The sequence below is a fragment of the Jiangella endophytica genome (genome assembly GCF_003427025.1).
GTDB lineage: Bacteria > Actinomycetota > Actinomycetes > Jiangellales > Jiangellaceae > Jiangella > Jiangella endophytica.
Window position 1 is genome coordinate 423,900 of record NZ_QVAI01000003.1, and the last position, 23,086, is coordinate 446,985.

Annotated in this window: 26 protein-coding genes and 1 pseudogene; 11 read left to right on the plus strand and 16 right to left on the minus strand. The window is 73.2% G+C overall.

The window, feature by feature from the left end; translation table 11 throughout:
- The first annotated feature begins 3 nt into the window (after positions 1 to 3).
- A complete protein-coding gene (locus DZA62_RS08845) occupies positions 4 to 756 on the plus strand; it encodes a DUF4118 domain-containing protein (protein WP_116948484.1) in 753 nt (250 codons plus the stop codon).
- Here the strand turns inward: DZA62_RS08845 and DZA62_RS08850 are convergent.
- Positions 740 to 1,213: a GNAT family N-acetyltransferase gene (locus DZA62_RS08850; protein ID WP_116948485.1), complete on the minus strand. Its 474-nt coding sequence runs from the start codon at positions 1,211 to 1,213 to the stop codon at positions 740 to 742. The two genes, DZA62_RS08845 and DZA62_RS08850, sit on opposite strands and share 17 nt — an antisense overlap.
- Positions 1,214 to 1,310: 97 nt before the next feature.
- On the opposite strand from DZA62_RS08850, the gene DZA62_RS08855 reads away from it, so the two are divergent.
- A complete protein-coding gene (locus tag DZA62_RS08855; protein WP_116948486.1) occupies positions 1,311 to 1,712 on the plus strand; it encodes a DUF6153 family protein in 402 nt (133 codons plus the stop codon).
- A gap of 58 nt (positions 1,713 to 1,770) precedes the next feature.
- The gene (locus tag DZA62_RS08860; protein WP_116948487.1) at positions 1,771 to 3,126 is read left to right on the plus strand and encodes a F510_1955 family glycosylhydrolase; all 1,356 of its coding nucleotides are present in this window, start codon (positions 1,771 to 1,773) and stop codon (positions 3,124 to 3,126) included.
- Between the two features lie 222 nt (positions 3,127 to 3,348).
- On the opposite strand, the gene DZA62_RS08865 is transcribed toward DZA62_RS08860, so the two are convergent.
- The 11 genes from DZA62_RS08865 to DZA62_RS08910 form a co-directional block, all read right to left on the minus strand.
- Positions 3,349 to 3,648, minus strand: coding sequence for a hypothetical protein (locus DZA62_RS08865; protein ID WP_116948488.1), 300 nt, complete (start codon positions 3,646 to 3,648; stop codon positions 3,349 to 3,351).
- Positions 3,649 to 4,089: 441 nt separating this feature from the next.
- Positions 4,090 to 5,301 carry an MFS transporter gene (locus DZA62_RS08870; RefSeq protein ID WP_116948489.1) on the minus strand — a complete coding sequence of 404 codons (1,212 nt, stop codon included), beginning with the start codon at positions 5,299 to 5,301 and terminating at the stop codon, positions 4,090 to 4,092.
- A 9-nt stretch (positions 5,302 to 5,310) separates the two neighbouring features.
- Positions 5,311 to 5,544 carry a ferredoxin gene (locus DZA62_RS08875; RefSeq protein WP_116948632.1) on the minus strand — a complete coding sequence of 78 codons (234 nt, stop codon included), beginning with the start codon at positions 5,542 to 5,544 and terminating at the stop codon, positions 5,311 to 5,313.
- Positions 5,541 to 6,746: an NADH-ubiquinone oxidoreductase-F iron-sulfur binding region domain-containing protein gene (locus tag DZA62_RS08880; protein WP_116948490.1), complete on the minus strand. Its 1,206-nt coding sequence runs from the start codon at positions 6,744 to 6,746 to the stop codon at positions 5,541 to 5,543. Before DZA62_RS08880 ends, DZA62_RS08875 begins: the two co-directional genes overlap by 4 nt.
- On the minus strand, positions 6,743 to 7,297 hold the full coding sequence (locus DZA62_RS08885; RefSeq protein ID WP_116948491.1) for a ferric reductase-like transmembrane domain-containing protein: 555 nt from the start codon (positions 7,295 to 7,297) through the stop codon (positions 6,743 to 6,745). The genes DZA62_RS08880 and DZA62_RS08885 overlap by 4 nt, the downstream gene beginning before the upstream one ends.
- A complete protein-coding gene (locus DZA62_RS08890; RefSeq protein WP_116948492.1) occupies positions 7,290 to 8,192 on the minus strand; it encodes an FAD:protein FMN transferase in 903 nt (300 codons plus the stop codon). The genes DZA62_RS08885 and DZA62_RS08890 overlap by 8 nt, the downstream gene beginning before the upstream one ends.
- Positions 8,192 to 8,449, minus strand: a complete 258-nt coding sequence (locus DZA62_RS08895; RefSeq protein WP_116948493.1) for a hypothetical protein — start codon at positions 8,447 to 8,449, stop codon at positions 8,192 to 8,194. The genes DZA62_RS08890 and DZA62_RS08895 overlap by 1 nt, the downstream gene beginning before the upstream one ends.
- Positions 8,450 to 8,525: 76 nt before the next feature.
- The gene (locus DZA62_RS08900) at positions 8,526 to 9,737 is read right to left on the minus strand and encodes a sensor histidine kinase (RefSeq protein WP_116948494.1); all 1,212 of its coding nucleotides are present in this window, start codon (positions 9,735 to 9,737) and stop codon (positions 8,526 to 8,528) included.
- Positions 9,734 to 10,399, minus strand: a complete 666-nt coding sequence (locus DZA62_RS08905; RefSeq protein ID WP_232827314.1) for a response regulator transcription factor — start codon at positions 10,397 to 10,399, stop codon at positions 9,734 to 9,736. The genes DZA62_RS08900 and DZA62_RS08905 overlap by 4 nt, the downstream gene beginning before the upstream one ends.
- Before the next feature lie 75 nt (positions 10,400 to 10,474).
- On the minus strand, positions 10,475 to 10,651 hold the full coding sequence (locus DZA62_RS36265; protein WP_198663555.1) for a hypothetical protein: 177 nt from the start codon (positions 10,649 to 10,651) through the stop codon (positions 10,475 to 10,477).
- Between the two features lie 44 nt (positions 10,652 to 10,695).
- Positions 10,696 to 11,616, minus strand: coding sequence for a class I fructose-bisphosphate aldolase (locus DZA62_RS08910; protein WP_116948495.1), 921 nt, complete (start codon positions 11,614 to 11,616; stop codon positions 10,696 to 10,698).
- A gap of 233 nt (positions 11,617 to 11,849) precedes the next feature.
- Here DZA62_RS08910 and DZA62_RS08915 point away from each other — a divergent pair, with 233 nt between their 5' ends.
- A complete protein-coding gene (locus DZA62_RS08915) occupies positions 11,850 to 12,215 on the plus strand; it encodes a universal stress protein (RefSeq protein ID WP_269813862.1) in 366 nt (121 codons plus the stop codon).
- Between the two features lie 11 nt (positions 12,216 to 12,226).
- The gene (locus DZA62_RS08920; protein ID WP_157987557.1) at positions 12,227 to 12,649 is read left to right on the plus strand and encodes a VOC family protein; all 423 of its coding nucleotides are present in this window, start codon (positions 12,227 to 12,229) and stop codon (positions 12,647 to 12,649) included.
- A gap of 256 nt (positions 12,650 to 12,905) precedes the next feature.
- On the opposite strand, the gene DZA62_RS08925 is transcribed toward DZA62_RS08920, so the two are convergent.
- Positions 12,906 to 13,205 (minus strand): hypothetical protein, encoded by a 300-nt coding sequence (locus DZA62_RS08925; protein WP_116948497.1) that lies wholly within the window; start codon positions 13,203 to 13,205, stop codon positions 12,906 to 12,908.
- A 215-nt stretch (positions 13,206 to 13,420) separates the two neighbouring features.
- On the opposite strand from DZA62_RS08925, the gene gap reads away from it, so the two are divergent.
- From gap to DZA62_RS08950, 5 genes and pseudogenes are all read left to right on the plus strand, one after another.
- Positions 13,421 to 14,422 carry a type I glyceraldehyde-3-phosphate dehydrogenase gene (gap, locus tag DZA62_RS08930; protein WP_116948498.1) on the plus strand — a complete coding sequence of 334 codons (1,002 nt, stop codon included), beginning with the start codon at positions 13,421 to 13,423 and terminating at the stop codon, positions 14,420 to 14,422.
- 27 nt (positions 14,423 to 14,449) lie between these two features.
- Entirely contained in the window at positions 14,450 to 15,031 is a 582-nt protein-coding gene (locus DZA62_RS08935) for a 2-oxoacid:acceptor oxidoreductase family protein (protein ID WP_116948634.1), read from the plus strand.
- Positions 15,024 to 16,211 carry a pyruvate ferredoxin oxidoreductase gene (gene porA, locus DZA62_RS08940; protein WP_116948635.1) on the plus strand — a complete coding sequence of 396 codons (1,188 nt, stop codon included), beginning with the start codon at positions 15,024 to 15,026 and terminating at the stop codon, positions 16,209 to 16,211. Before DZA62_RS08935 ends, porA begins: the two co-directional genes overlap by 8 nt.
- Positions 16,212 to 16,226: 15 nt before the next feature.
- Positions 16,227 to 17,239 (plus strand): annotated as a pseudogene (locus DZA62_RS36790) (thiamine pyrophosphate-dependent enzyme).
- Positions 17,239 to 18,870, plus strand: a complete 1,632-nt coding sequence (locus DZA62_RS08950) for an NAD(P)-binding protein (protein ID WP_198663557.1) — start codon at positions 17,239 to 17,241, stop codon at positions 18,868 to 18,870. The pseudogene DZA62_RS36790 and the gene DZA62_RS08950 overlap by 1 nt, the downstream one beginning before the upstream one ends.
- Before the next feature lie 68 nt (positions 18,871 to 18,938).
- Here DZA62_RS08950 and DZA62_RS08955 read toward each other — a convergent pair whose 3' ends face one another.
- Together DZA62_RS08955 and DZA62_RS08960 are read right to left on the minus strand one after the other, a co-directional pair.
- Complete coding sequence (locus DZA62_RS08955) at positions 18,939 to 19,088, minus strand: dsRBD fold-containing protein (protein WP_157987558.1); 150 nt, start codon at positions 19,086 to 19,088, stop codon at positions 18,939 to 18,941.
- A gap of 134 nt (positions 19,089 to 19,222) precedes the next feature.
- Positions 19,223 to 19,642, minus strand: coding sequence for a pyridoxamine 5'-phosphate oxidase family protein (locus tag DZA62_RS08960; protein ID WP_198663558.1), 420 nt, complete (start codon positions 19,640 to 19,642; stop codon positions 19,223 to 19,225).
- 232 nt (positions 19,643 to 19,874) lie between these two features.
- Here DZA62_RS08960 and DZA62_RS08965 point away from each other — a divergent pair, with 232 nt between their 5' ends.
- Positions 19,875 to 22,256 (plus strand): heavy metal translocating P-type ATPase, encoded by a 2,382-nt coding sequence (locus DZA62_RS08965; protein WP_116948500.1) that lies wholly within the window; start codon positions 19,875 to 19,877, stop codon positions 22,254 to 22,256.
- A 163-nt stretch (positions 22,257 to 22,419) separates the two neighbouring features.
- Here the strand turns inward: DZA62_RS08965 and DZA62_RS08970 are convergent, their stop codons facing one another.
- Positions 22,420 to 23,082: an arsenate reductase ArsC gene (locus DZA62_RS08970; protein WP_116948501.1), complete on the minus strand. Its 663-nt coding sequence runs from the start codon at positions 23,080 to 23,082 to the stop codon at positions 22,420 to 22,422.
- Between the last annotated feature and the right edge of the window lie 4 nt (positions 23,083 to 23,086).

A 23,086-nucleotide genomic window follows, 5' to 3' on the forward strand; every position in this document is an offset into this window, starting at 1 on the left:
AGGGTGAGGACGCGGGAGGGTCGGACCGCCCTGATCCTGGTGCTGGCGTTCGTCGCGCCCTTGGTGGCGTGCGCGCTGCTGGCCCCGTTCCGCACCGGCATCGCGAGCGCCAACGCGGCGCTCGTGCTGGTCCTGGTGGTGGTGGCGGCCGCGGCGACCGGCCGCCGGAGCGCGGGCGTCGTCGCCGCGCTGTCCGGCGCCGCCTGGTTCGACTTCTTCCTGACCCGGCCTTACCAGACGTTCGCGATCGACGACCGCGACGATATCGAGACCGCCGTCCTGCTGACGCTCGTCGGTCTCGCGGTCACCGAGATCGCGCTGTGGGGGCGGCGGATGCAGGCCAGGGCCAGTGCGCGCGAGGGCTACCTGTCCGGCGTCGTGTCGGCGGCCGAGCTGGTCGCGTCCGGCTCCGCGCCGCCGCCGGCCGTCGTCGAGCACGTCGGGCGGCAGATCGTGTCGGTGTTGGACATCGACGGCGTCCGGTTCGAGTCCGGCGCCGGCCGGGGTCGCGCCTACCCTCGGCTGCACCGTGACGGCTCGGTCACCCGGCGCGGCATCGTGGTCGACGTCGACCGCGACGGGCTGCCGACCAACGACGAGATCGAGCTGCCCGTCGAGTTCGGCGGCACCGTCCGCGGCCGGTTCTACCTGACCGCGGCGACGCGGATCGCCCGGCCGGGGCTGGAGCAGCGGCTGGTCGCCGTCACGCTGGCCGAGCAGGCCGGCGCCGTCACGGGGGTCAGCCCAGCTCCATGATCAGGTGCGGACGGCTCCAGCCGATGCGCCCGTGCGGCGCGATGACGCCGACGTCGCGGAAGCCGCAGCTGCGGTAGAACCCGGCCGACGGCGGGTGCGACACGACGTGCAGCCGCCGCAGGCCGAGCGTCGCCGCCTCAGCCCGCAGGTGGTCGATCAGCAGCCGCCCGATGCCGCGCCCCTGCGCGTCCTCGGCGACGAACATGAAGTCGACCTCGCCCTCGCCCGGCCCGCCGCGCCCGGGGACCTGCAGGGTGACGAACCCGAGCAGTTCGCCGTCCGGTCCGTGCGCGACGCGGGTCAGGTGCCGCCCGATGTAGGCGGCGTCGATGGTCTGGTTCGCGACCATCACCCGGTACTCGCCGGTGTAGGCGGCCGACGTGCGGACCATGGTGGTCAGGGCTTCGGTCTCCGCGACCGTCGCCGGGTCGATCTCCACCTGCAGCGTGCTCGTCATTTTTCTCCTCCTGATACATATACCCCGTAGGGGTAATCTAGATACGGGGGAGGGGTATGTGCAAGAGCCGCGCCGGGGCGTGTCTATGGTTGCCGTCATGAGGACCGCACGACGCGCACCGCGGCAGCTGGCGCCGCGGCTGCTGCTCGTCGTCGTGCTGGCCCTCGGGATGGTCGCGATGCACCACCTGGCCGGTGCGGGCTCGGACGAGCCGGCACCGCAGGGCATGGTCGCGGCCATGGACGACGACCGTGCGCCGGCGGGCCACGGCGCGAAGGCCGCCGACGACGACGGCGCGGGTCACGGACTGTTCCACCTGTGCCTCGCCGTGCTGTCCGCCGCCGTCCTGCTGCTGGCCGGCTGGCTGCTGCTCGGGCCGCGACGGTGGACGGCGCTCGCGCCGCCCGGTGCGTCGCTGGCCCCACCGGCGCCGGCGCGGCCACCGCCGCGCCCGCACGGCGCTGCGCTCCTGGTGTCCCTGTGCGTCATGCGGACGTGACGGGTCGGGCTTCCGACCCGCACGTTCGCATGCCCACGCACACCCTCGAGAGGACACGATGGATCGCACGCGCTTCACCCTGCCCGCCGCCGTCATCGCAGCGGCAGGCCTGTTGCTCGCCGGCTGCGGCGGCGACTCCGGCGACCCGGCCGCGGACGCCGCCTCGGGTGTGCCGTCGTCCGCCGCCAACGCGGCCGACGCCGAGTTCGCCCGGCAGATGATCGAGCACCACACCCAGGCCATCGAGATGGCGGCGATGGTGCCGGCCGACGGTGTCAGCCCCGAGCTGACCGACCTGGCCGCCGCCGTCGAGGCCGTCCAGCAGCCGGAGATCGACCAGCTCACCGCCATGCTCGAGCGCTGGGGCGAGGGCGCCTCGCCCGGCTCCGGCGGTGGCCACGGCGGCCACGGCGGCGGCTCGGGCGCCGGCGGCATGATGTCGGACGAGGACCTGGACGCGCTCGCCGCGGCGACCGGCGTGGAGTTCGAGCGCTCGTGGCTCACGATGATGATCGAGCACCACCGCGGTGCGATCGCCATGGCCGAGACCGAGCTGGCCGAGGGCGCCGACCCCGAGGCGCGGGCGCTGGCCCAGGCCGTCGTCGACGCCCAGGAGGCCGAGATCGCGCAGATGGAGGCGATGCTCGGCGGCGGTGACGGCACGGCCGCCGGGCCCGCGTTCAGCCACATCCACGGCCTCGGCGCCGTCGGCGGGCTGCTCTACGTCGCCACCCACGAAGGCCTGTACGAGATCGGCGCCGCAGGCGAGGTGGTGCTCGCCGGGCCCGACGACCACGACTTCATGGGCTTCACCACGACCGGCACCGGGGAGTTCCTCGCCAGCGGCCATCCCGGCAGCCGCACCGACCTGCCCGGTGACCTCGGCCTGCTGGAGAGCGCCGACGCCGGCGCCAGCTGGGTCAGCCGGTCGCTCTCCGGCGAGGTCGACTTCCACGCCCTCGACGCCAAGGGCTCGATGGTCTACGGCTGGAGCAGCGGCACCGGTGAGCTGCTGGCCAGCGCGGACCGGACGACCTGGGACCGCCTCGGCCAGGTCCCGCTGGCCGACCTGACCATCCACCCCGACGACGACCAGACCCTGCTCATCACCACCGAGCAGGGGCCGCGGCTCAGCAGCGACGGCGGGCGGACGTTCGGCCCCCTGGGCGGCGCACCGGTGCTCTTCCTCGCCGACTGGCCGCGCACGGCCGAGCTGTACGGCGTCACGCCCGACGGCCTCGTCCAGCACAGCGCCGACGGTGGGACCACGTGGCACGAGCGCGGCGGGCTGGGGGAGCGGCCGCAGGCGATCGCCGTCGGGCCCGACGGCGCGGTGTACGCGGCACTGGCGAGCTCGATCGTCGTCTCCGCCGACGGCGGCGAGACATTCGCCGAGCTGTACTCCTGGGCCTGACCGTCGCGGGTCCGGAGGGGCGCGTCCCCTCCGGACCCGGTCGTCCTCGGGATCCTTTCTGTGTTCGTCAGGCCGGGTTGTGGGCTGTGGTGGTGCGGCCTCCGGCTCGGCGTCGCCGGACGTGGGCGCGGGTGTGTGCGTCGTGGGTCAGGCGGCTGAGGCGAGTGGCGCACGGTGCTGACTGAGACTCGATGCCCGCGCGCACCACGAAGCGTCTACTGGTCAGACAGGATCGGTGAACGAGATCGGCTTGCCGGTGGCGTGGGCATAGGCGATCTCTCTGCTCGTGGACTCGCCGATATACCCGCCGGGGTTGACGACCAGAACCCTGTCAGCCAGGTCGATCTTGCGCAGGTGGAGGGCGTCCAGCGCGGTCTTCTGCTCATCGGTGATCAACTCGTCTGCTTCGCCTGGCGCGACGACGATGACACCTGCGAAGGTCAGGTCACGGTTCGCCGCACGCATCTCGTCCACGAACCGGCTGGAGCCGCAGATGCAGACGATCTCGGGTCGGTCGGGCACGGCTCGGTCCTTCGGTCGAACGGAAACCGTCAATGTGCACGGTGACATCACCGTAGGCACACCTGCGACGACCAAGGCAGGAGCGGCCGACGCCATTTGCGCCAGCAGGTCCCGGACCGGCCACCGCGAGACACCCGCTAGATGAGTGAGTCCGAAGGGGTTCTTCGGTGGTTCCGCGGTTCTGATCGCGTCGGTGGCGTCGGCCGGTCCGGTGAGCGGTGTGGGATCGCCGCCCCTCAGCCCCCGGCCCATCCGGTTCGAGCATGATCACCTGCCTCCGGGCACGGCAGTTCATGGCGCTGTCAATCGTCATCAAGGACGAAGGGCCGGGTCACAACGTCACGCCGTGGCGCCGACGCGACAGCTACCCGTGCGGCGGACCCGTCCGTCCCGTCCTCGACTCCCGACCTGCCGTCCTCACCATCATTCGGACTCACTCATCTAGGCGACCAGGGGGCCGGAGCCGGGGCGGGCGGAGCGCCCCCAGAGGGCGACCGCGACGACGCCCAGGACGGCGCTGAGCACGAACGGCGCCTGCAGTCCCTGCCAGGACGCGACCGCGCCGCCGCCGAGCGCGCCCACGGCGCCGGCGCCGAACACGACCGTCCGCCAGGCCGCGGTGACCCGTCCGAGCAGTCCTGGCGGCGTGAGCCGCTGCCGCACCGACACCGCGGCGACGTTGAGCACGCCGAACCCGCCGCTGGTCGCCACCACGACGACCACCGCCGCCCAGATCGTCGGTGCGACCAGCAGCAGCGCCGGGGTCACGGCGATGGCGGCGATGCTGCCCAGCAGCACGGCCCGGTGCCGCCGCCGGCCGATGAGGCGGTCGGCGACCAGCGCGCCGGTCAGCCCGCCGGCCGCGCCGATCGCGAGGAACACGCCGAAGCCGAGCGCGCCCGCGTCGAGCCGCGCGTCCAGGTAGAGCACGAACACCGCGAACCAGGCGGCATCGGCCAGCATCACCAGCGCGACCGCGCCCAGCAGCCCGCGCAGCACCCGCTGCCGCGCCAGCCAGCCGAGCCCGGCCCGCACCCCGTCGGCCACCGCGGGCGCGCCGGCCTCGCCGCCCCGGGCAGTCGCGGACAGCAGCGACGCGGGCAGCGAGAGCATCAGCAGAACGGCGATCGCCAGCGTCGCGCTGTTGGCCGCGAACGGCAGTGCCACCCCGGCCGCGAACAGCGAGGCGCCGATCAGCGGTCCGACGAACTCGTTGCCGGCCACCTCGCCCGCGACCAGCCGCCCGTTGGCCCGTTCCAGCAGCTCCGACGGCACCAGCCGCGGCACGACGGTCTGGGCGGCGGTGTCGCGGACGGTCTCGGCGACACCCAGCGCGAATGCCGCGCCGGCGACCACCGGCAGCGTCGCGGTGCCCGTCAGCAGCGCCGTGACCAGCCCGAGCAGCACCACGATGCGCCCGAGGTCGGCCGCGGCGAGCAGCGTCCGCGCGCTGCGGCGGTCGGCCAGCGACCCGGCGGCCAGCCCGGTCAGCAGCCACGGCAGTGCGGTCGCCGCGCCGACCGCCGCCACCGCGAACGCGTCGTCGGTGAGCGACGCGGCCAGCAGCGGGAACGCGGCCACCCGAATGCCGTCGCCGAGATTGACGAGCGTCGTTGCCGTCCAGAACCGCCAGAACCGGCCACCCAGGCGCATCGGCCCATCCTAGGTCGCCGCCTCGGTCGTCAGTGTCAGCGCCAGCAGCGGGCACAGCGCGACCGCCTGTTCCGCGTCGGCGACCGACCCGGGCGGCACCTCGGTGAGCAGCCGGCCGGGCGTCGAGCGGTGCGGCAGCGGGTAGCCCCACTCGTCGCGGCCCAGCAGATCCGGCAGCAGCTCCACGCACAGGCCGCGACCGTCGCAGCGGGTCCAGTCGACGTGCAGGCCGGTGCGGTTCACGGCCGCCCACCCGCGACGCACCGGCCGGTGGCGTGCGCCGCGACGTCGTCGGCGAACGCGTCCAGCGCGCTGAGCACCAGACGGCTGGTGCCGTCCGGGTGGTGGCAGGCGCCTCGTCCGGCGACCGTGGTCGCCAGCCGCCGCACCCGGCCCTCGGTCCCGACGGCTGGGCGACCGGCCAGCTCGCCGACCGCGCCGGCCAGCGCCGGAAGCCCGAACCGGCACGGCCCGCACTGCCCGGCCGACTGGCCCGCGAGGTAGCGCACGATCTGCGCCGTCAGATGCAGCCCGCAGCGACCTGGCCCGAGCGCGATCAGCACGCCCGCCCCGGGCACGGCCCGGCCCGACGGCGAGAGCCTTGCGTCCACTTCCGCTGCCGGCAGCCAGGCACCGTGGTAGCCGCCGACGAGCACCGCGGCCACCGGCCCGGTGCCGCAGGCCGCGAGCACGTCGGCGACGCGGGTCCCGCCGGGGATCTCCAGCACCCCGCCGGCCGGGAGATCGCCGGACACCGTCACCAGCCGGGTCCCGGGATCCTCCAGCGTGCCGGCGCCGCGGAACCAGGACCCGCCGTAGCGTGCCACCAGCCCGAGATGCGCCAGCGTCTCGACGTTGTGCACCAACGTGGGCCGGCCGTCCAGGCCGGTCTCGCTGAGCCGGTGCAGCCGGTCCGTCGGCAGCGCGACGCCCTGTCCGACGGCGTTGACCACGGCGCCGGCCTCGCCCGACACGAACGTGTGCGGCGCGACGACCACTCGGACCCGGCCGCCGTCCGGGCGCTCGGCCAGCGCCCGCCGGATCGGGGTCCCGCTACCGGAGCGCACGTACAGATACACCCGGCTCGCCCGCACCGCGTCGGCCGCGGCCAGCAACCCGTCGACGACCAGATGTGGCGCATGCTGCACCAGCGTCGCGTCCTTCCGGCTGCGCGGCTCGCCCTCGGCGCCGTTCCCGATCACCACCGGGCGTCGTCCGGCCGCCGTCGCCGCCAGCTTCCGCCAGACGGGGAAGGCGGCGCCGCCACGCCCGGTCAGCCCGGAGAGCTCCAGCTCACGGATCAGGTCCGTGCCGGAGCTCGGCGCCGGCCCGTAGGCGGCCAGATGGGCTTCGTGGCCGGCGCCCGCGCCGGCCACGAACAACCGGCCGGCGGTGTCCGGCCGAGTGGGCGACCCGGTCGCCACGGCGGCCGGACGGGCGTTCATCGCAGCTCCTGGCGGGCGTGGGACGACTCGACGAACCAGGCCGACAACCGCCAGACCACCGCGATCGTGACGGCGATCAGGCTCACCGCGGCGACCTCCAGGAACCAGCTCGTGCGCGCGTCCGTGCCGTTGCCGACGGCGTGCAGGAACGCGACCGGCCACATCGCGTAGACCAGCCAGTGCACCGTCCGGTAGGTGCGCAGTCCCAGCCGGTGGCGCAGCAGCGCGGTGACGACGACGGCCAGCAGCACGTCGAACGCGACCGTCCCGAGGCCCTGCCAGAACGGACGGAACGCGCCGGCGAAGGGCATCAGCAGGTCGGTGACGGAGAGCCGGGCCAGCGGGTCGAACAGCAGCGTCAGCACGTGCACGCCGACGAACGCGGTCGCCGCCAGGGCGACGTCGCGGTGCACCAGCGCGATCGAGAACCGCGGCAGCCCGGGCAGCGGCCGCCCGGACCGGTTCAGCACGCCCAGCACGACGGACGCCGTCAGCAGCGCCAGCGCCGTGACCCCGCTGGCCCGGCCGGCCGCCCAGAGCGCCTCATTCACGGCCCGCGCCTCCGTCCGGGTCCGGCCAGCGGCCGACGGTGACGACCGCGGCCCCGTCGCCGACCAGTCGCGCGTCGACGTGCCGTGACGCGAGCCAGCTCGGCGCCCGGTGGCCGCGCACGACGGCGGCGGTGCTGTACGCGTTGGCCAGCAGACAGCTCGGCGCGACCACCGTCGCGCTGCGCCACACCGGCTCGGCCGGCAGCCCGGTGCGCGGGTCGACGATGTGGTGCACCTCCCGGCCGTTCCAGCGGTGTCGCCGGCGGCGCGTGCTGGACGTCGCCATCGCCCAGCCCGAGCGCAGCGACACCTGCTGGGCGGGGTCGTCCGCGGTGTCGCGCACGACGACCTGCCAGCGGAAGCCGGCGGCGCCCGCGGTCGCGATGTCTCCGCCCAGCGACACCAGCACCCCGGCGCCGAAGCGGTCGTGGGCGGCGTGCGCGGCGAGGTCCGCGGCCAGCGCCTTGCCCGACGCGCCGAGGTCCAGCCGGACGCCGCCGGGGACGGTGAGCCGACGGCCGCGCAGCCGGATCGTCGTCCAGTCCGGGGGTGGCGCGGCCTTCGCGGGCTCCAGCGGGACGTCGATGACGTCGACGCCGAAGCCGAGCGCGTCCAGCTGGGCGCCCAGCGTGGGGTCGACGTCGCCGTCGGTGCAGCGCGCGGCCTCCAGCGCGCCCTCGACCAGCGTCGCCAGCATCGGGCTGACGTCGACGCCACGGGCCAGCTCACCGTCGGCGCGGGCCAGCTCGGAGTCGTCGCGGTACCGGCTGCAGGCGGCGTCGACCTCGGCGAGAACGGCCTCGACCAGCCGCACCGACGGTTCGAGTACCTCCGGCGCCGTCACCACGGTGGCCGCTGTGCTCCACAGCGGCCACTCGTGCCGCGCGGTCTCCATCACGACCCCGACGACTGCGCGTGCGGCGCCGTGCCCAGGCCCGGCAGCACCGGCGACTGGCCGGCCGAACCCCTGTCGTCGTCGTCGCCGGTCGTGCCGGAGACCGTGCTCGAGCCGGTGCCGGTGTCCGTCCCGGTGGCCTGCGCGCTCGCGGACCACAGGGCTGCTGCACCGGCGGCGGTGACGGCGATGCTGGTCAGGCCGACGACGGCGGTGGTCGTGGCGGCTCGGCGGCGGCCGGTGGCTGGTGGCACCATGTCGTGACCTCGATCCTGGAACCGGTGCTCCTCCCACCACGATGGGGCGGGAATCTTCCAGGATTCTTGGAGCCGGTCAGGGCTGCCGGGGCAACCGCACGGTGACGACGGCGCCGCCGCTGCCCTCGTCGCGGCCGGCCCGCACGTCGCCGCCGTGCCGGTGCGCCACCTCGGCGACCAGCGCCAGCCCCAGGCCGTAGTGCCGCTGACCGGTGGAGTCGCCGGACCGGCGGCCGCCGGCGAACCGCTCGAACGCCTGACGCTCGGTGCCGGGCGGGAACCCGGGACCGTCGTCGCTGATCCGGATCTGCGCGTCCTGGCCGGCCGTCTCGACGGTGACGGTGACGGTGGAGCGCGCGTGGTCCAGCGCGTTCCAGACCAGCGCGGAGCACAACCGCGCCAGCGACACCCGCGAACCGCGGATCGTGACGGGCGTCGTCGCGCCGGTGCGGTCCAGCCGCAGCCCGCGGCGGTCGGCCTCCGCCCGGTGGCTGCGGACCGTCTCGTCGGCGAGCGCGACCAGGTCGACGGGCGTGTCGTCGACCACCTCGCGCGGATCCGCGGCGAGCAGCAGATCCTCCAGGATGTCGGTGAGCCGCTGGGCGTCGGTGACGATCTCGTCGACGCCGGCGCCGACCGGCTCGTCCAGGTCCGGCCGCTCGCGGACGCGCAGCTGGAGCAGCTGGGCGCGGGTGCGCAACAGCGTCAGCGGGGTGCGCAGCTCGTGGCTGGCGTCGGCGATGAACCGCCGCTGCAGGGCGAGCGACGCGGCCAGCGGCGCCATCGCGCGCCGGGCCATCCACGCCGCGATCAGCGCTGCCACCAGCACTGCGGCCAGACCGGCGATCGCCAGCGCCCAGGCCAGCCGGGTCAGCTCCTCGGCGTTCTCGTGCTGGTCGACGGCGACCTGGACGATGCGGCCGCGCTCGTGGGTGGTCCGGACGAGGAAGTCCTTGTCGCCGGTATCGACGTCCCGCTCGACCGGGTGGCCGGTCCGGGCGACCTCCTCCAGCGCGTCGCGGTCCGGTAATCCGTCCGGCATGCCGGACGAGAGCAGCAGCCTGCCGTCCGCGAGCACCGCGACGAACACGCCCGGCGGCGCATCGTCGACCGAGGCGGTGCGCGCGGTGTCGGCGAGCAGGTGGCGGTTGTCCTCCGCCTGGCTGCGGGCGACGATGACCAGTACCAGGGCGGCGACCCCGGCCAGCAGTACGACGATCAGCAGCGTGAGGAGGGCGGCCAGCCGCCGGGCGCCGCGGTGCACCTGGACGTCGTCGCCGCTGGTCATGTCGCAGCGCCGAGGCGGTAGCCGAGCCCGCGCACGGTCCGCACGGCGGTGCGGCCGAGCTTGCGCCGCAGGTAGTGGACATAGGTGTCGACCACACCCTGATCGTCGGCCTCGGGGAACGCCGCCGCCAGCAGCTCGCGCCGGGAGAGGACCTGTCGTGGATGGCGGGCCAGCTGTTCGAGCAGGCCGCACTCGCGCTCGGAGAGCGCGACCTCGCCGCCGTCGTCCAGCCGCACGCTGCGCGTCGTCACGTCCAGGACCCCGCCCGGGACCCGCAGCGCGGGCGCCGCCAGTTCGTGCCGGCGCAGCAGGGCGCGCAGCCGGGCCAGCAGCTCCGCGACGTCGAACGGCTTGGCCAGGTAGTCCTCGGCGCCGCGGTCCAGGCCCTCGACCCTGTCGGCCGGGTTGCCCAGCGCCGACAGCACCAGCGTCGGCGTCGTCACTCCACTGCGGCGCAGCCGGGTGAGCACATCGAGGCCGTCGAGCGCCGGCAGCCCGCGGTCCAGCAGGATCACGTCGTACGCGCCGGCCAGCCCTTCGTGCAGCGCCCGCTGCCCGTCGCGCGCGACCGCGACGCCGTAACCCGCGCCCTCGAGCAGCTCGGTGAGCATGGCGCACAGCCGGGCGTCGTCCTCGACCACCAGGATCCGTGGTTCCCCCACGTCAGCAGCATAAGGATGACGCGCGGCCGGGATCGGGGCCCCCGGCCGAGTCCGTACGACGAGGCACTTCTCGGGTCAGTTCAGTGCTCGGAAGGCCTCGTAGACCATGAACGCCGGCCAGAACAGACCTTGGAGGACGGCTAGCACGTGTTCCCAGAACGTGTCGGCCTGCTGCCAGAAGAACACCAGCGCTCCGAAGATCCCGAGTCCGTAGATGGCCCCGCCGCCGGCGGTGGCTCCTTTGTCCGCCATGTGTCCGCCTCCTCACGTGTGCGCGACGGCGATCGTGTTGCCGGTCATGACGGGTCTGGGCTCGGGTGGCCGGGTCGGCTCGGGTACTTGGCGAGGATGTCCTTGAGGCCGTCGACGAAGCGCAGCGACGAGTCGTGGTCACGCTGCCAGATGTTGCGGCCGAAGATCAGGCCCGTGGCGCCGGCCTCCATGGTCTGACGGGCCTTCTCCAGCATCGCGTCGTCGCCGGCCCGCGTCCCGCCGGAGACCAGCACGAGCGTGCGGCCGGCGGAGCGCACGACGGCGTCGATCGCGTGCTGTGGGGTGACGCCGACGTCGTATGGCGGCTTGACGCCGGTGCGCTTCTCCGGGTGGGGGAAGTTGACCTTGACGATGTCGGCTCCGAGTTCGCTGGCGGTACGGGCGGCGTAGTCGACGGCGTAGAACGAGTCCTTGCCGCCCTTGGCCTCGATCGCCGATCCGCGTGGGTATGCCCAGACGATGAGCGGCATGCCGAGCCGCTCGGCCTCGGCGCGGACGACGTGGTACTGCGCGAAGTCCCGTTCCTGGGCTGGGGTGCCGACGTACATGGTGTAGCCGACGGCGTCCGCGCCCAGCCGGACGGCGTCCTGCACCGTCGCGTGGACGGGGGAGAGCGCCGCGTCGTCGGGTGGGATGTCGGTCTTGCCGTTGAGCTTGAGGATCAAGGGGATCTCGCCGGCATAGTCCCAGTAGAACTTCTCCGCCAGCCCGATCTGGGTGACGATCCCGTTGAACTCTCCCTCGCGTGCGAGCCTGGCGATGTACGCCGGATCGCTCGCCTCCGGGTTGGCGAAGAAGTCGCGCGGTCCGTGCTCGAGGCCCTGGTCGTACGGGAGGAAGAGCGCTGTTCCGTTGCGCAGGCCGTGCTCGAAGAGGATGCGGTGCAGGCGCGCCTTCTTGCCCGTGTTCAGCCCCAGCTGGGTCATCGTCGGCCGAGTCGTCATCGTGATCGCCCCTCGATGCGGCGGTGGTGACGCGGTCAGCATCCGCTCCGGCGCCGTCGCGCCGCGGGCACCGGTCCGGTCCGCGTCCTCATGCCTCGAGCGTCCGCCTTGTGGGCGCGGGAGACGTAGAGCCGGAAGGCCGTGAGCGCGGGACTTTCGGCCCGACCGGGTCCAGCGGCCCGCCGCTCGGATGTCGCCTGCGGTCGCGGTGACCAACGTCGGGACCTTGGGCTCTGCCGACCCGAGGACTTCGTGGCGACGGTGGGAGCAGGAGGGATCGGCGGGAGGACGCCATGGACACGCGTGAACGACTCCTGGTCGTCGTCGGCGTCGAGACGACCGCGCGGGTGCTTCCCGGCGGTGGGAGCACCCCGATCGCCACGACGGTCGTCGAGGGCGCGCCGAGACCGGTCCTGGCCGAAGCGACGCGCGGGGCTGACCTGCTCGTCGCGGGCAGCCACGGCCGTCGTCGCGTCTTCACCGCGCTCATGGGTTCGATCAGCGAGTACTGCATCCGCAACGCCGCGTGTCCTGTCGTGGTCATCCCCGTGCGCGTGCGCCTGCCGTCGGAACCGCGCGACGCGGTGGCACGACCGTGAGGGGAGTGGACATGACGCACACTGTGGTGCACTTCGAGATCGGCGCCGAGAACGCCGGCCGGCTGGCCGCGTTCTACCACGCGCTGTTCGGCTGGACGTTCGACCGGACCGATCCGGCATATCCGGTGGTGGCCGACACGGACGGTGGCGTCGGCGGCGGCATCATGCAATTGCCCGCCGACGTGGCGCCCTACGTGACGGTCTACGTGTCCGTCGACGACCTCGCCGCCATGCTGCATCGGGCCGAGGATCTGGGCGGCAGCACGGTCGTCAAGCCGACGAAGATCCGCGACATGGGCGAGTTCGCGATGTTCACGGACCCGGAGGGCCATGTCGTCGGGCTGTTCGCCGCGGACGAACCTCCCGCGCGGCACGCTCGTCGAGGCGGCCGCCGCCGCCCGCTGCAGCCGGGCTCGGGCCGGAGCCCCGGCTGAGGCCGGCACCGGTCCTCGTGCGGAAGGCCGCCAACGCCGCCGGGTCGATCGCCGGGTGGCTGGACGCCCGCCAGCCGGTGTGATCCCGCCGGAGCTGATCCATCGCGGCGATGGTGAGCTTCGCAGCCCATCGGCTGCCACTCCAACGCTCCGGGGTGTCGCTCTCCTTGCTGGTGGGCGTCACTCTCAGCCTCCACCGGCGGTGAGGACGTCACCAGAGCCGTCCGTCCCCGATCCGGGAGGACCGAAGCCCCGCTCAGGACGCCGGGTCGCCATCCACCCCGCCGTCGTACGTCCGCCGGGCGGTGAGCGCGCGCGACAGCTCCTCGACGAGTCTCACCCGGCGCGTGCCTCTCCCCGCCGACAGCTCCATCACCGGGCGCCACCCGTAGGCGACCAGCTTGTATGCCGTGTCGAGACAGGGGGCGTCCGCTGACGTGCCCACCTTCCAGCGCTCGAGAACGCCCGCGACCGTCGAGACCCCGGCCGCGACCAGGAGCCCGCGGCCGGGTGAAAGTCGCGCGCGGACAGGCCGCAGGGTGGCCGGATCCGTCATCCCCTTCGCGCAGGTAGGGCAGCGCCATCGTCACCTCGTGGAGATCGGTCACCGCGGCATCGGACATGGCCACACCGTCGCGCTGCCGCTCGACGGCGGGTGGAGCCGCAAGTCCTGCCGCACGGCCTGGCGGGCCAGGACCTTCGTCTCTGTGTCCTTCCGCTGCTGCGGCCAAGGCTGGATGGTGGAAGCGAGAGACCTCGCGGAGGCGGATCATGACTGGACGAGTGGGCATCAACGGGTTCGGCCGCATCGGGCGCACCTACCTGCGCGCCGCGCTGGAGCAGGGGGTCGAGGTGGTGGCCGTCAACGATGTCGCGGACGTCGACACGCTGGCGCACCTGCTCGCCTTCGACTCCACCTACGGACGACTCCGCCGGGAGATCGAGACCGACGGCTCGGCGCTGCTCGTCGACGGACGGCGCATCGCCGTTCTCGCCGAGACCGAGCCGGCCCGGCTGCCCTGGGGCGATCTCGGCGTGGACATCGTCATCGAGTCGACAGGCAGGTTCCGGACCCGTGACGACGCGGCCGGACACCTCAAGGCCGGCGCGCGCAAGGTGCTGATCTCCGCGCCGGGCAAGGGCGTCGACGCGACCCTGGTCATGGGCGTCAACGAGTACGTCTACGACCCCGCGGTGCACGACGTCGTCTCCAACGCGTCCTGCACCACGAACTGCGTCGCCCCGATGGTCAAGGTCCTGCACGACACGTTCGGCATCGTCAAGGGCTTCATGACGACCGTGCACGGCTACACCGGCGACCAGCAGTTGCTGGACGGCCCGCACAAGGACCTGCGCCGTGCGCGGTCGGCCGCCGTCAACATCATCCCGACCAGCACGGGCGCCGCCCGCTCCGTCGGCGTCGTGATCCCGGACCTGGCCGGCCGGCTCGACGGCGTCGCGCTGCGGGTGCCGGTCGAGGACGGCTCGCTGGTCGACCTGGCCGTCGTGCTGGACCGCGAGGTCACCGTCGCGGAGGTCAACCGGGCGTTCCAGCTGGCCGCGGGAAGCCGGCCGCTGGCCGGCCGGCTGTCCTATGTCACGCGGCCGATCGTGTCCCGCGACGTCATCGGCGACTCTGCCGCCTGCCTGTTCGACTCCAGTCTCACCGAGGCCAACGGTGAGCTGGTCAAGGTTTTCGGCTGGTACGACAACGAGTGGGGCTACGCCGCGCAGCTGGCCGACCTCACCGCGTACGTCGCCGACCGGCTGTGAGGAAAGGGCACGGCGATGTCCAGCTCCATGTTCCAGGTGCGCATCCACGGACGCGGCGGGCAGGGCGTCGTGACGGCGGCCGAGTTGCTGTCCGTCGCCGCGTTCGTCGAGGGCCGGTACGCCCAGGCGTTCCCGAGCTTCGGCTCCGAGCGCACCGGCGCGCCGGTGGTCGCGTTCTGCCGGATCTCCGATGTCGCGATCAGGCGGCGCGAGCCGATCGTCGACCCTGACGCGATCATCGTCCAGGACACCACCTTGCTGGAGGGCATCGACGTCTTCGCCGGGCTGAGACAGGACGGCTATGCCCTGCTGAACGCGCCCGTGCCGGCGAGCGAGCTGGGCCTGGTCGAGCGGCTGCGATGGTATCCACCCGGCCGGGTCGTCACCGTCCCCGCCAGCGAGCTGGCCCAGCGGCATCTCGGCCGGCCGGTCCCGAACGCGGCGCTGCTCGGCGCCTTCGCCGCGCTGACCGGCGTCGTCTCCGCCGCCTCGGTGATGGCTGCCATCCGCGGCCGGTTCGGTGACGGTCTGGCCGAGGGGAATCTCGCCGCGGCCACCGAGGCGTACGACCTGGTCCGATCCGATCAGGGGAGTGCCGCCCGTGCTTAGGCAGATCGAGGGCTCGCAGGCGGTCGCGGCCGCCGTCGCGGCCTGCCGGCCGCAGGTGATCTGCGCCTATCCGATCTCACCGCAGACGCACATCGTCGAGGCGCTGAGCGCGACGGTGAAGTCCGGCGCACTGGCGTCGTGCGAGTTCATCAACGTCGAGTCCGAGTTCGCCGCGATGTCCGTCGCCATCGGCGCGTCGGCCGCCGGCGCCCGTGCGTACACCGCGACGGCCAGTCAGGGGCTGCTGTACATGGCCGAGGCCGTCTACAATGCCGCCGGGCTCGGCCTGCCGATCGTCATGACGATCGCCAACCGGGCCATCGGCGCGCCGATCAACATCTGGAACGACCACAGCGATTCGATGGTCATGCGCGACGCCGGCTGGGTCCAGCTCTACGCCGAGGACAACCAAGAGGCGGCCGACCTGCACGTGCAGGCGTTCGCGCTGGCCGAGCGGCTGTCGGTGCCGGTCATGGTGTGCATGGACGGCTTCGTGCTCACGCACGCGTTCGAGCGGGTCGACGTGCCCGAACAGGACGCCGTCGACGCGTTCCTGCCGCCGTACCGGCCGCGCCAGCGGCTGGACCCGGCAGACCCGGTGACCATCGGCGCGATGGTCGGCCCGGAGGCGTTCACCGAGGTCCGCTACCTCGCCCATGTCAACCAGCTGCGTGCGCTCGACGCGGTCCCGGCCATCGCCGCGGGCTTCGCGGCGGCCTTCGGACGGTCCACGGGCGGCCTGGTGCGTCCGTACCGCGTGGACGACGCGGACACTGTCGTGGTTGCGCTCGGCTCGGTGCTCGGCACCCTGAAGGACGCCGTCGACGAACTGCGCGACGGCGGCCTGCGGGTCGGCGTGCTGGGCGTCACCACCTATCGCCCGTTCCCATCCGCCGCGGTCCGCGCCGCGCTCGGCGGTGCTCGGCGGATCGTCGTACTGGAACGGGCGTTCTCAGCCGGCACCGGCGGCATCGTCACCGCCGACGTCCGCGGTGCCCTGCCCGGCGCCGGCGCCGGCACCGTCACCGTCGTCGCCGGACTCGGCGGCCGCCCGATCACCCGGGCGTCGCTGCGCCAGGTGCTGGCCGACGCACACGGCGGCCGGCTCGAGCCGCTGACCTTCCTCGACCTCGACCTGAGGCTCGTCGAGCGCGAGCTTGCGCGCACCCCCACCGGCTGAAGGGAGTGCTCGGCAATGCCTGTGGAACAGATCCCGCACCAGCAGACCGGCAGCCTGGTCGCCGGGAACCGCCTGCTCGCCCCCGAGCAACGGTCCGGCCAGGCCCGGCCGGACCGTGCCAACTCGCTGACCTGCGGCCACCGGGCCTGCCGCGGCTGCGGCGAAGCGCTCGGCGCGCGCTGGGTGGTGGACGCCGCCCTGCGGGCGACCGGCAACCGGCTGATCGCCGTCAACGCCACCGGCTGCCTGGAGGTGTTCTCGACTCCGTATCCGCAAAGCGCGTGGCAGCTGCCGTGGCTGCACTCGCTGTTCGGCAACGCGCCCGCCGTGGCGACCGGCGTGGCCGCGGCGCTGCGCGCCACGGGCCGCGCCGACGTCCGTGTCCTGGGCCAGGGCGGCGACGGCGGCACCGTCGACATCGGCTTCGGCTGCCTGTCCGGCATGTTCGAGCGCAACGACGACGTGCTCTACGTCTGCTATGACAACGAGGCCTACATGAACACCGGTGTGCAGCGGTCCGGCGCGACCCCGGCGGCCGCTCGGACGGCCACCACACAGGCCGTGGGCACTGAGCCCGGCAACGTGTTCGGCCAGGGCAAGAACCTCCCCGCGATCGCGATGGCGCACGAGATCCCGTACGTCGCGACCGCCACCGTCGCCGACCTGCGCGACCTGGAGGCCAAGGTCACCCGCGCCATGGACGTGCAAGGCGCGCGCTACCTGCACGTGCTCGTGCCGTGCCCGCTCGGCTGGGGCAGCGAGGCGCACGACACGATCCGGCTCGCGCGGCTGGCCACCCAGTGCGGGCTGTTCCCCGTCCTCGAGGCCGCGTACGGCGAGGTCACCGCAGCGACCCGGATCCGCCGCCGCGTCCCCGTCGAGGGTACCTGCGCCGGCAGTCCAGGTACGCCCACCTGTTCCGGCCACGCGAGCGGGCCGACGTGGTCGCCCGTATCCAGGCGCAGGCCGATCGGAACATCGCCCGGTACGGCCTGTTGGCCGCACCGCCACCCGAGGAGGTGGCCTGATGGAGACCCCGTACGCCATCACGCTCGGCTCGGCGTCGAGCCGGACCAATCGGACCGGCGCCTGGCGCGTCGAGCGACCCGTCTACCGCGACCTGTTTCCGCCCTGTGCCGCCGCGTGCCCCGCCGGCGAGAACGTCCGTGAGTGGTTGCGACTGGCGCAGAACGGCGACTACGAGGCGGCCTGGCGGGAGATCATGCGGATCAACCCGCTTCCCGCGATCATGGGCCGGGTCTGCTACCGGCCGTGCGAGACCGCCTGCAACCGCGGGCAGCTGGACGAGACCGTCGGCATCAACTCGGTCGAACGGTTCCTCGGCGACGAGGCCGTCCGGGCCGGCTGGACGGTGTCGGCCGGCCCGTCCACCGGGCGGCGCGTACTGGTCGTCGGCGCGGGGCCGGCCGGCCTGGCTGCCGCCTACCACCTGCGGTTGCTCGGGCACGACGTGACGATGCGCGACGCCGGCCCGGAACCCGGCGGCATGATGCGCTTCGGCATCCCGGCGTACCGGCTGCCACGCGACGTCCTCGACGCGGAGATCCGCCGCATCGTCGACCTCGGCGTGACGCTCGAGCTGAACACCCGCGTCGACGACGTTGCCGCCGTCCGCGAGACCGACGGGTTCGAGGCGGTGTTCCTCGCCGTCGGCGCGCAGCTCAGCCACCGCACCTACGTGCCGGCCGGCGACTCCGCGCGGCTTCTCGACGCGCTCTCCGTCCTGCGCCACACGGCGGGCGGCGCCCCGCCGCTGCTCGGTCGCCGGGTCGCAGTGTACGGCGGCGGCAACACCGCCGTCGACGTCGCCCGTACCGCTCGGCGTCTCGGCGCTGCCGACGCGGTCATCGTCTACCGGCGTACCCGCGACCGCATGCCCGCCCACGAGTCCGAGGTCGCTGAGGCCGAGGAGGAGGGCGTGCGGATGTGCTGGCTGTCCACCATCGCCCGGGCCGGCGAAGGCCGGATCACCGTCGAGCGGATGCGGCTGGACGAGTCCGGCTTCCCGCAGCCGACCGGTGAGTTCGACGAGCTCGACGCCGACGCCGTCGTGCTCGCGCTCGGGCAGGACAGCGACCTCGGCCTGGTGTCGCAAGCACCGTCGGTCGCGACCGCGCACGGCCGCATCGTCGTCGACTCCGCGTTCATGACCGGCCTGCCCGGCGTGTTCGCCGGCGGCGACGCCATCTCCGGCGACCGCACCGTCACCAGCGCCGTCGGCCACGGCCGCCGGGCAGCGCAGGCGATCGACGCCTGGCTGCGGGGGAGGGCCACGGCGGAGGAGGCACTGGTCCGCGAAGCGGGCTACGACCTGCTCAACCCGTGGTACTACACCGAAGCGCCGCGCCAGCACAGGGCGAGGCTCGAGGCCGCACGCCGCACGTCGACGTTCGACGAGGTGGTCGCCGGCCTGGACCCCGCGACGGCGCTGTTCGAGGCACGCCGCTGCCTGTCCTGTGGCGGCTGCTTCGAATGCGACAACTGCTACAGCGTGTGCCCGGACGACGCCGTCATCAAGCTCGGGCCCGGCCTGCGGTACGAGATCGACCTCGAGTACTGCAAGGGCTGCGGGCTCTGCGCCGCGGAGTGCCCTGCCGGCGCCATCACCATGATTCCCGAGCAGAGACAGCCCACCTGAGCGGACGCGCCCCGCGTCGCCGGCCGCGGCACGCCATGCGCACTGCCGGGGAGTAGTACGCATGGCGATCACCGATTCCTCAGGTGCACGGACTCGTGGGTCATGTCCTCGACGTCCGCCGTCGCCATGTCGAGCAACTCGTCGGCGAGCGCCCGCATCGCGCGGGCGGCGGCGATCTGCGCCCGCCGTCGTGCGGGTGGTGAGGCGAGCTTCGGCATCGGTCTCCCCGTCGTCGTGCTCGCCGGTGTCGAGGTCGACGGTCCAGTGCTTGGTGGCTGCCATGACATCAGCCTGAGGCTGAGCCAGGTGGCCGAGACCCGGACGCCACGGTCGTCAGGCCGGCGCAGCGGGTTCAGTCCGGCGTCGGCTCGAACGACCGGCCGGTGATCTGGTCGCCGTGGACCCGCACGAACCACTGCTTCGGGTACGCCGTCCACGACGGCAGCTCCAGTTCCTCGGCGCGGTAGATGTCGGCGAACCGTTCCAACCGCTCGGCACGTCCCTTGACGACGACGCTCCACGCTCTGCCGGTGGCGGGATCCACACCGTCGGCCTCGACGGCGACCCGGGGAGCGATGACCGCGGCAGCCAGTTTCGTGCCCTCGCCGGTCCGGAAGACGACGGTGTGCTCGTCAACGACGATGTTGACCGGGAAGACCTCGACATCACCGGCGATCGCCACGGCCACCCGGGCGAGGGCGGCGGTGCTCAGCAGACTCCAGCAGAGGTCCTCGCCCAGGATGGTCATGCGCGTGCGGGGATCGGTGGTCACAGTGGTCACCTCCCGTCCACTGCCTCAGTGGTGGACGCCCACTCCCGGTGCTTCGACCTTCGACCCGCGCGCGGCGTGACACCACCTTCGTTGGGCCCGTGACATCGGGACCTTTGGCTCCAGGTCGAGGCTCGGCGAAGTACGCTCCGGCCTCGTGCCCGGCTGGTCCTCCGCCGCGCCGCCGAACGGCCGCTGGGGCGCGGGGCCTTCGGCTCTGTCAGCACGGCCACTCATGCGATCGACTGGAACGGAGCCGATCGAGGAGACCAGCGTGACGGCGACATCGGGCAAGGCCAGGCGCCTCGCGACGTCTGCCGGTGAGTGGCGCGGCCTCGTGGCTCCGGCGCTGCTCGTGACGACGACGGTGCTGTTCGTGGTGGGCGTGATCGCCTGGCTGATGGACGCCCCAGCGGCCGCGGATGTGTGCTGGCTCGTGGGGACGCTGGTCGCGCTGATCCCGGCGGTGGGCTGGGTCGTGGCCGAGCTGCTCAGGCGTCGAGCTGGTGTCGACCTGATCGCCGTCCTGTCGCTCGTGGGGACGGCCCTGGTGGGCGAGTACGCCGCGGGCGCGTTGGTCGCGGTGATGCTCGCGACCGGCCGCACGCTCGAAGCAGCCGCACAACGCCGCGCGTCGCACGACCTCGATGCCTTGATCGAGCACGCGCCGCGGGTCGCCCGGCGTCGCGTCGGCGACCAGGTGACCGTGGTTGCGCTGCGCGACGTGCGTCCTGGTGACCTGCTGGTCGTCGGACCCGGCGAGGTCGTGCCCGTCGACGGTGAGGTCGCCGGCGGCGCGGCGGTGCTGGACGAGTCCGTCCTGACCGGTGAGTCGCTGCAGGTCGAGCGGGACGCCGGTGAGCCCGTGCGAAGCGGCGTGGTGAACGCCGGGCCCGCATTCGAGCTGCGGGCCACTGCCACCTCCGACGAGAGCACCTACGCGGGCATCGTGCGACTTGCCCGGCAGGCCGGCGCGGAGGGAGCGCCGGTGGTCCGCCTGGCGGACCGGTACGCGGCCTGGTTCCTGCCGCTCTCGCTGCTGGTGGCCGGTGTCGCGTGGATCGTGAGCAGTTCGGCCGTCCAAGCCGTCGCCGTGCTGGTGGTGGCGACCCCGTGCCCGCTGTTGCTCGCCGCGCCAGTCGCCATCGTGGCCGGTCTGTCGCGGGCCGCTCGTCGCGGCGTCGTGGTCCGCGACGGCGCAGCCCTGGAGAACCTCGGACACGCGACGACTCTGGTGATGGACAAGACGGGGACACTGACAGCCGGGCGGCCGGCGGTCCTCGATGTCGCCTGCGCGCCGGGCTGGGAACCGGACGAGGTGCTGAGGCTGGCCGCATCGGCCGATCAACTGTCACCGCACGTGCTTGCTTCCGCGATCGTCGCCGAGGCGCGGGTGAGAAGGCTGGCGTTGTCGTATCCGGTCGGTGTGGTGGAGGAGCCCGGCAGGGGAGTGAGCGCGACCGTCGACGGACACCGGGTCGAGGTGGGCGGTGCGCGCGGCTCACCTCCCGACGTGTCGTGGGCGAGTGCGGCGCTCAACCGCGCCGCACTCGACGCTGCGGCGATCGCCTGGGTGAGTGTCGATACCGAGCCGGTCGGTGCGGTGCTTCTGCGCGATCCAGTGCGACGGGACGCTCCGCGCACGTTGCGCCGGTTGCGGAGCGCGGGTCTGACGCGGCTGATCATGCTGACCGGTGACCGGCGTGAGCCGGCGGCGGAAGTCGCGTCGGTGCTCGGTCTCGACGATCTGTACGCCCAGCAGAGTCCGGCGGACAAGGTCGCCGCCGTCCGTGCGGAGCGGCAACGCGCGGTCACCGTCATGGTGGGCGACGGGGTCAACGACGCCCCCGCCCTGGCGGCCTCGAGCGTCGGCGTCGCCATGGGTGCGCGCGGTTCCACCGCCTCGTCGGAGGCCGCCGACATCGTGCTCATGGCGGACCGGCTGGACCGGCTGGGCGACGCCATGCAGATCGCCCGTCGTTCTCGCCGGATCGCCGTGCAGAGCGCGGTCGTGGGTATGGCGTTGTCGATCGCGGCCATGGGCGTCGCCGCGATCGGCTGGCTGCCTCCGGCGGCCGGCGCGTTGCTGCAGGAGGGCATCGACGTGGCAGTGATCCTCAACGCGCTGCGAGCGCTGCGCGGCGGCCGTGGCACGGACGTGGCGCTGCCCGGCGGCACCGCGCGCCTGGTACAGGGGTTCGCCGCGGAACACGACGACCTCCGCAAGACCCTGACCGTCCTGCGCCGGGCCGCCGACCAGCTCAGCCGCGGCGTCGACGACGAGGCCCTCGTTGCCCTGCGCGGCGTCGTCGGCTACCTGACGGAGCAACTGCTCCCGCACGAGCGAGCCGAGGAGGCCGATCTCTATCCGGCGCTCGCAGAGGTGCTCGGTGGCTCCGAAGCCACCGCCACCATGAGTAGGAGCCATGCGGAGATCGAACGCCTCGCCCGAAGAATCGGGCATCATCTCGCCGTCGCCGAGGCGGCCGGCGGGGTGCGTCCGGAGCAGTTCGACGACCTGCTCGCCTCGCTCTACGGGCTGCACATGGTCCTCCTCCTTCACTTCGCGCAGGAGGAGGAGAACTACTTCGTTCTCGCTGACGAGACGACCCGGTGACACGGCGCCTTGCGTTGCGAGGCCGGCGTCGTTGCCGTGCGTGACGAGTTGGTCGATCACCTCGAGCGGCGCCGCGAGCCTCAGCGTCCGCGCTGGATGGCCGAGGCTCGCGACCCGTGCGCCTGGTGGAGCACGATCGGTGCGGTTCGGAGCACCTCCGGACTCAGGCTCGTCTTCCGGCACTGACCTCGAGTTCGTCGAGGAGCGTGAGGACGCGGCGTTCGATCTCGTCGCGGATGGGGCGGACGGCGGTGAGGTTCTGTCCGGCGGGGTCGTCGAGGGTCCAGTCCTCGTAGCGTTTGCCGGGGAAGACGGGGCAGGCGTCGCCGCAGCCCATGGTGACGACGACGTCGGCGGCGCGGACGGTCTCGTCGGTCCAGGGCTTGGGGAACTCGGCGGCGATGTCGATGCCGCGTTCGGCCATGGCGGCGACGGCGATCGCGTTGACCTGCTCGCCTGGTTCGGAGCCGCCGGACCAGGCGATCGCGTTCTCGCCGGCGTGGTGGCGGAAGAAGCCGAGGGCCATCTGGGAGCGGCCGGCGTTGTGCACGCACAGGAACAGCACGGTGGGTCGGCCGTCGTGGCTCAGGCCCTCGACCCGGGCGAGGGCGGTGAGGCGCTGGCGGGCGAACCGTTCGGCCAGCAGCGGGAGGAAGTTCGCGACGACGGCTCGGCCGGCGAACTGGTCGTAGGAGGTGTGCAGGAACCGCTCGATCGTCTCGGTGCCGAAGGTCCCTTCGAAGTCGCTGGCCAGGCGGGTGGCGGCGGTAGTGAGGGCGACCTGCTGGTCCAGCGTGAGCGGTTCGCGTTCGTAGGTGTTCGACATGAGG

Excerpts from the sequence above, each read along its gene's own strand:
- DZA62_RS08850 (WP_116948485.1), bottom strand. The coding sequence starts at position 1,213 with ATGACGAGCACGCTGCAGGTGGAGATCGACCCGGCGACGGTCGCGGAG.
- DZA62_RS08855 (WP_116948486.1), top strand. The coding sequence starts at position 1,311 with ATGAGGACCGCACGACGCGCACCGCGGCAGCTGGCGCCGCGGCTGCTG.
- DZA62_RS08860 (WP_116948487.1), top strand. The coding sequence starts at position 1,771 with ATGGATCGCACGCGCTTCACCCTGCCCGCCGCCGTCATCGCAGCGGCA.
- DZA62_RS08870 (WP_116948489.1), bottom strand. The coding sequence starts at position 5,301 with ATGCGCCTGGGTGGCCGGTTCTGGCGGTTCTGGACGGCAACGACGCTC.
- DZA62_RS08880 (WP_116948490.1), bottom strand. The coding sequence starts at position 6,746 with ATGAACGCCCGTCCGGCCGCCGTGGCGACCGGGTCGCCCACTCGGCCG.
- DZA62_RS08890 (WP_116948492.1), bottom strand. The coding sequence starts at position 8,192 with ATGGAGACCGCGCGGCACGAGTGGCCGCTGTGGAGCACAGCGGCCACC.
- DZA62_RS08895 (WP_116948493.1), bottom strand. The coding sequence starts at position 8,449 with ATGGTGCCACCAGCCACCGGCCGCCGCCGAGCCGCCACGACCACCGCC.
- DZA62_RS08900 (WP_116948494.1), bottom strand. The coding sequence starts at position 9,737 with ATGACCAGCGGCGACGACGTCCAGGTGCACCGCGGCGCCCGGCGGCTG.
- DZA62_RS36265 (WP_198663555.1), bottom strand. The coding sequence starts at position 10,651 with ATGGCGGACAAAGGAGCCACCGCCGGCGGCGGGGCCATCTACGGACTC.
- DZA62_RS08910 (WP_116948495.1), bottom strand. The coding sequence starts at position 11,616 with ATGACGACTCGGCCGACGATGACCCAGCTGGGGCTGAACACGGGCAAG.
- DZA62_RS08920 (WP_157987557.1), top strand. The coding sequence starts at position 12,227 with ATGACGCACACTGTGGTGCACTTCGAGATCGGCGCCGAGAACGCCGGC.
- DZA62_RS08925 (WP_116948497.1), bottom strand. The coding sequence starts at position 13,205 with ATGACGGATCCGGCCACCCTGCGGCCTGTCCGCGCGCGACTTTCACCC.
- gap (WP_116948498.1), top strand. The coding sequence starts at position 13,421 with ATGACTGGACGAGTGGGCATCAACGGGTTCGGCCGCATCGGGCGCACC.
- DZA62_RS08935 (WP_116948634.1), top strand. The coding sequence starts at position 14,450 with ATGTTCCAGGTGCGCATCCACGGACGCGGCGGGCAGGGCGTCGTGACG.
- DZA62_RS08950 (WP_198663557.1), top strand. The coding sequence starts at position 17,239 with ATGGAGACCCCGTACGCCATCACGCTCGGCTCGGCGTCGAGCCGGACC.
- DZA62_RS08955 (WP_157987558.1), bottom strand. The coding sequence starts at position 19,088 with ATGCCGAAGCTCGCCTCACCACCCGCACGACGGCGGGCGCAGATCGCC.
- DZA62_RS08965 (WP_116948500.1), top strand. The coding sequence starts at position 19,875 with ATGCGATCGACTGGAACGGAGCCGATCGAGGAGACCAGCGTGACGGCG.
- DZA62_RS08970 (WP_116948501.1), bottom strand. The coding sequence starts at position 23,082 with ATGTCGAACACCTACGAACGCGAACCGCTCACGCTGGACCAGCAGGTC.